This is a genomic window from Borreliella spielmanii, from assembly GCF_014201705.1.
In the GTDB taxonomy this organism is placed as follows: domain Bacteria; phylum Spirochaetota; class Spirochaetia; order Borreliales; family Borreliaceae; genus Borreliella; species Borreliella spielmanii.
Window position 1 is genome coordinate 1 of record NZ_JACHFA010000013.1, and the last position, 5,480, is coordinate 5,480.

The window sequence follows — 5,480 nt, forward strand, 5'->3', positions numbered from 1 at the left end:
TTTTCCTGTTTAATTTGCAGCTAAATATCTATACTAAATAATAATAATATTTATTATTATTATTTAGTATAGATATTTAGCTGCAAATTAAACAGGAAAACTTACAAAGTGAACAAAATTACTTACAAATTAAACAAAATTACTAAAACTTTTTTCAAAAAGATTAGATATTAACCCATTTGTAAGCAAAAAAGAAAACAACCCTAATGTAAAAGGGTTGTGTTCTTGTCCTACGAAAAAAATTTTTCCCGAAAACTACACCATTGCACTTGATGTATGGACATAATATAATAAATAACGGTATTAGTAATTATACGCCTGAATTTCGGTTTTCACACCACACTAGAAAATTTTCTAAATTTTAGATTTTATCAAAAAAGAGAACAACCCTGATGTAAAAGGGTTGTTCTAATACCAAAACAATAGGATATTTTATGGATTTTCAAACAAATTTAGAAAATTAATGTTGGCTAAACGCCGTATTATTTTCAATATACATCACACTACATTATATTATATGGCAATATTTTTTTTTAGTAAAAAGTTGGAATAGAAATATAATTACATATTATAAAGCGTAAAAAAGGAAAAAGTTATGACTTGTAAAGATTGTATCAAAGACTGTATCAAAAAATTCGAAATAATCAATAATACATTGGCAGCACGTATGAAAAATAAACAAAACGGGGGTACTTGCGTACGATGCAATAAGCTACCAACCAAAGACAACTTCCAAACAACAACAAAACCAAAAACACATTGGCCATACAGTGATTATCAAAACCAAAAGTAAAAGTATTGCCTGCAAAAAGTAATTAGCGTAATGATAGAATAGATCAAGCCGTTATTTAACTACAGTGAGCTACGGCGTTTTGATTTAATGCGTTAAAAAATACCAAATATTTAAAATGATTTAGAAAACTAAATATACAACTGCAAAGCCCACAATAATTAAAATTGTTAATAAAATACCAATATTTTATCTTGGTTGAAAAACTCGGCTGTAGTGTGGATTTGACGCATTTTGGGACTTGACATTTAAAAGCAGAAAAGGCATTCTTATTTCATGCACTACTACAAAACAGAACGCCATTATGCTACATATCATTTTACAGATACAAGACTAAAACAAGATACAGAAAATGTCAACAATCCAAAAAAATTCATTTTCAAAAAACTTCATTTTCAAATTCTTGGACAAAATTCAAAAAAAACTGAAATATATCTCAGCAAGATTTTTTCTTGCCTAAAAGGCCTTTCCAAGGCCCTAGAAATATACCAAAACACAATAGTTAGTCTTGAGTACTACCCCAAGTATTTGGGGCCTGCAAATCGCTTACAAGATACAATGGGAGGATACATGAAAATAATTGAAAAAACAAACAAAAAAGGCTACCCTATTGTCATGGTAAAAGCTAATTTAGACAAACAGGAGGCCTAATTTTATGACTTTAATAATCAATCATAGACTAAAACAAGATACAGAAAATGTCAACAATCCAAAAAAATTCATTTTCAAAAAACTTCATTTTCAAATTCTTGGGGAAAATTCAAAAAAAACCGACCCAAATTTGAAAGAAATTTCCGATTTACGGCTCAGTTCACACATTGGTAGAAAAGAAATTGAATACCAAAGACTGCTAAAAGTGTCGTGGCTTTTAGAAAAAAAATACCAAAAATACCTAAAATCCCAAAAACTTGAGAAATATCAAATTAAGGACATAATAAAGGTCGTAAATTCAATGCTAGCAAAAAATAATTACAAAACTATAGCCAAAAGCACTATGCATAAGGATCTACAAAAACTTGTAAAAATGAATTTAGTAGTTTCATTTTCTAAAAGTTTTGGTAAAAATAATGGCGGCTTTGCCCTTTATAAGCCAAATGCTGATATCTGGCAACATAGAGTAGAAATTATAAGGGCTTATTTTGAAAATGAAATTAGGGAATACACGCAAGACAAAAGAATAGTCACTACCTTCAAAAAAGAGATCGATGAACTTACTGCACCAAACTCAATCCCATCAAATGGGGCGCCATCAAATGGAGCGCTTATATATAAATATATAAAAGATAATAATAAGATTAAGAATTCTATAGAAAACTTTTCTGAAAAAAATAACAAAAATTTTACAGAAAATAACCAAAAAAAAGAAAAACAAAATTTTATCGAAAAAAATGAAATTGAAAATGAACTGAAAAAAGAGAAAAAAAACAAATTGAAATTTTCTTACAAAGAAAGTTTTGAAGAATATCAAGAAAATAAACTAACAACAAAATACAAAATCCCAGTAACTTTTTTTTCCGCCCTTAAAGGCCATTCAAACACCGTAAACACGTACAAAAACGCACTGATCAACCTTGAGCACTACCTTAACTATTTGGCCGCCGAATACCGCTTAAAAGACATATTAGAATTCTATATGGCCAAGTTCAAACAGAAATACAAAAAGAAAATATGGTACATGAATCCCCATTTTAAGGGTAGTGATTTTTTCTGTTTGGTAGGTGAATTCAAGGACACACATGTTCCTATCTACAAGCAAGAGCAAATTCAAAAACCAACAAGTGAACAAAAGATAGACAAGGGTTATTCTATTTTTAAGGGACAAAAAGCTATTTTTAAGGGACAAAAAGGCTATTTTGATGAAAATGGAGAATTTCACAAAGTTGAGGATTTTGTCAAATTATCAACCCACTTTAAGGAATTTTTAAAAAATGGTTTTAAGAGTGAAGAAAAGGAGTAAAAAGTGAACGAACACTTGAAAATCAAAGATTTTACTGAAAAATACAGTCTTTTCAATAGACATTCAGAAAGTGTTGTAATTAGTGGTTTACTAAACAACACTGCAGGTATTGAAGAAGTTTTGCTACAGTTGCGGACTGAAGACTTCTATTGCGACTTGCATAGGAAAATATTTGCTTGTATTGTGGATTTACATCAAAAAGGTGTTTCGATTGACCCGATTATAGTTTTTGAAGAGCTAGAAAAGAATGATAAGTCTAGAAAAGTTTCAACGGATTTTGATGTTAATGGATACATTGAAACTATCTCAACATACACTATGATCGGGACAATCTTACAAACTCATTGTAGCATTATTAGAGACTGCAGTGTAAGGCGCTCAATTCTTAAATTCATTGACGCAATTGGCCAATCCGTTGTAGATAAATCAACAGATTTAGTCGCGTTGATCGACACTATACAGTCCAAGGCAAATTCACTAGAACGCAACTACAAAAACAAAAATTTTTTGATTGGAAAAGACTTGATCAAAAACTACGAAAATAGAAAGGAAGATAGCCACATACTTAGTGGGTTTAGTGGCGTCGACAATATAATTAATGGTTTTAAAAAAGGCGACTATGTGATAGTTGGTGCAAGGCCTAGTGTTGGTAAGACTACTTTTGCACTCAATATTGCAAGCAATTTGTGCAAACAAGGTGTAAGTGTTGGATTTTTTACACTTGAGGTTGTCAGTGATTTCATAGCAATGACTCTTATATCAATTAATTCGGGCGTCGAGTTCTACAAGATCAATAAAAAGAGTTTGATGGACGAAAATGAGCTTCAAAAGTGTGAAAAAGCATGTTCTAAGATTAAGAATTATTCAATTGTGGTTGACAATACTCCTAATATCCTAATACATGATCTAAAATCTAAAGCTAGAAAAATGAAAAAGGAGTACGGCGTTGAGATTATTTTCATTGACTACATAGGTCTAATTTCTGTCGAGTATAATAATACGCCCCGTTTTGAGCAAGTTTTATTTTTGAGCCGTAATATACGAGCACTTGCAATTGAGCTTGAAATTCCAATAATAGTACTTTCTCAACTGAATAGGGAGGCTCAAGGTAAAGCGCCCAATTTGGCAAATTTGCGTGAGTCGGGGTCTTTAGAACAGGACGCTGATATAGTAATTTTCTTGCATAGGGAAGACGAAGAACAACAAGATAATGACGAAGAAGTGCGTAAAGTAAAGGTTATAGTCGCTAAAAATAGGCATGGAGCGACTGGTAATGCAACTATGGATTTTGTTTCTAGATACACTAAATTTGTGGATTTAGGTGGTGGTTGAGAATAATTTAGAATTACTACCCATAATAATCCTTAATTTTGGTGTAACATGTTTGTATGGGGTAATTGATTTTATAATAGACTAAAAGATTATTGTCTTTTTCTCTGGTGTAAAATCTAGTTATTAAGTTGATTTTTTCTAGTTTGATGGTATTAATTTCAATTTCTGTTGGTGTTTCTTTGTATAGAAGCAATTGTTGAATTAGCTTGTTATATTTTTCAAAAATTGTTTCTGGATAATAGTGACTAAATTGTTTGTTTGTTTGATATATTGTGAATATTATAACTTCTAATTTGGTTAGTAGTCTATTTATAGGACTTATTTTATTTTTCATAGTCGCATTGAAAATTTTTTACTACAATTAATTGATTAAAAAGACTTTAGAAAAAATTCGCTTTTGTAAATCACTAGTATTTTTGTAAATGCCTAATTTTCTTAAGTTGGTGTTAATGTATAATTTTAGATTGTACAAATTTTTGCAGGGTGCATTTCCAGAAAAAAACATTGCGATTAAATTTGCAATAGCATATGTATTTTTGTGTTTACTGTTTCTTAAGATATTTAGATTTTTTTCATCAGGGCTTGCAAGCTTAAACGAGTTAATATATTTGATTTTTTCGCCCAGATTTAGGATACAAGGCTTTTTATGTATTCGTATATTTCCTGGATTTTTGGTATATTTGTTATCCTCGGTTGTTTCTTTAGACTTTACAATCAAAGAATAAGCAATTTTCAGTTGTTTAGTAGTAATTCTAGAATCAAATATTTTTTTTGATACATAATTGATTTTGTCTGTACTAATAGATAGTAGTTCGCTTTTGTTTAGATTTTCAATGCATTTAGAAATTTCACTAGAACAGACTAAAGAATATGTTTTCAACCTAAAGCCGTTGTCCAGTTCATAAGAAAGTATATTGGATTTTGGATTGTGTAAGGTTTTGATATTTGGATTTTTCAAATCAGATAATGGAATTCCAGAAGCCATAATAATTCCAAGTAATTGGTGAGTAGTGCTAGAAGTCTTTATTAGATTTTTACTAATGAGAATGAATTCCTTGGGATTTATTTCGTAAATGGGCTTTTCCCTATTTTTAGAAGTCTTGAATTTTAGAAAAAATTTGCTGAATTTCATATTCATATATTATACTACATTTTTATAAAAATCCAAAACTTAAAGTTCACGATTTTAATACGAAAACCACTAGAAAAATGTATTAATTTACACTACTGATAAAATGATAGTCATTAAATATTCAGATAATGGGATTAAATGTTAAGATAATGGTATTAAATGTTGAGATAGTGGTATTAATCTGTAGGTATGCAAGTATTTATACTAAACAATAATTATAATATTATAATTATTGTTTAGTATAAATACTTGCATACCTACAGATTAAT

The 5,480-nt window shown here is 29.7% G+C and carries 5 protein-coding genes; 3 read left to right on the forward strand and 2 right to left on the reverse strand.

Annotated elements, in window-relative coordinates; all coding sequences use genetic code 11:
• The first annotated feature begins 1,066 nt into the window (after positions 1 to 1,066).
• The 3 genes from HNR35_RS05365 to HNR35_RS05375 are packed head-to-tail and all read left to right on the forward strand — an operon-like array spanning position 1,067 to position 4,079.
• Positions 1,067 to 1,441 (forward strand): hypothetical protein, encoded by a 375-nt coding sequence (locus HNR35_RS05365; RefSeq protein WP_183224434.1) that lies wholly within the window; start codon positions 1,067 to 1,069, stop codon positions 1,439 to 1,441.
• A gap of 4 nt (positions 1,442 to 1,445) precedes the next feature.
• The gene (locus HNR35_RS05370) at positions 1,446 to 2,747 is read left to right on the forward strand and encodes a plasmid maintenance protein (RefSeq protein WP_183224435.1); all 1,302 of its coding nucleotides are present in this window, start codon (positions 1,446 to 1,448) and stop codon (positions 2,745 to 2,747) included.
• A 3-nt stretch (positions 2,748 to 2,750) separates the two neighbouring features.
• Positions 2,751 to 4,079, forward strand: a complete 1,329-nt coding sequence (locus tag HNR35_RS05375) for a DnaB-like helicase C-terminal domain-containing protein (RefSeq protein WP_183224437.1) — start codon at positions 2,751 to 2,753, stop codon at positions 4,077 to 4,079.
• 16 nt (positions 4,080 to 4,095) lie between these two features.
• Here HNR35_RS05375 and HNR35_RS05380 read toward each other — a convergent pair whose 3' ends face one another.
• Both HNR35_RS05380 and HNR35_RS05385 read right to left on the reverse strand, forming a co-directional pair.
• A complete protein-coding gene (locus tag HNR35_RS05380; protein ID WP_183224439.1) occupies positions 4,096 to 4,413 on the reverse strand; it encodes a hypothetical protein in 318 nt (105 codons plus the stop codon).
• Between the two features lie 27 nt (positions 4,414 to 4,440).
• Positions 4,441 to 5,211, reverse strand: a complete 771-nt coding sequence (locus HNR35_RS05385) for a hypothetical protein (protein ID WP_183224441.1) — start codon at positions 5,209 to 5,211, stop codon at positions 4,441 to 4,443.
• Positions 5,212 to 5,480 lie beyond the last annotated feature (269 nt).

Bases quoted from the DNA above. Each gene is read 5' to 3' on its own strand.
- HNR35_RS05365 (WP_183224434.1), top strand. From the start codon at position 1,067: ATGCACTACTACAAAACAGAACGCCATTATGCTACATATCATTTTACA.
- HNR35_RS05370 (WP_183224435.1), top strand. From the start codon at position 1,446: ATGACTTTAATAATCAATCATAGACTAAAACAAGATACAGAAAATGTC.
- HNR35_RS05380 (WP_183224439.1), bottom strand. From the start codon at position 4,413: ATGAAAAATAAAATAAGTCCTATAAATAGACTACTAACCAAATTAGAA.
- HNR35_RS05385 (WP_183224441.1), bottom strand. From the start codon at position 5,211: ATGAAATTCAGCAAATTTTTTCTAAAATTCAAGACTTCTAAAAATAGG.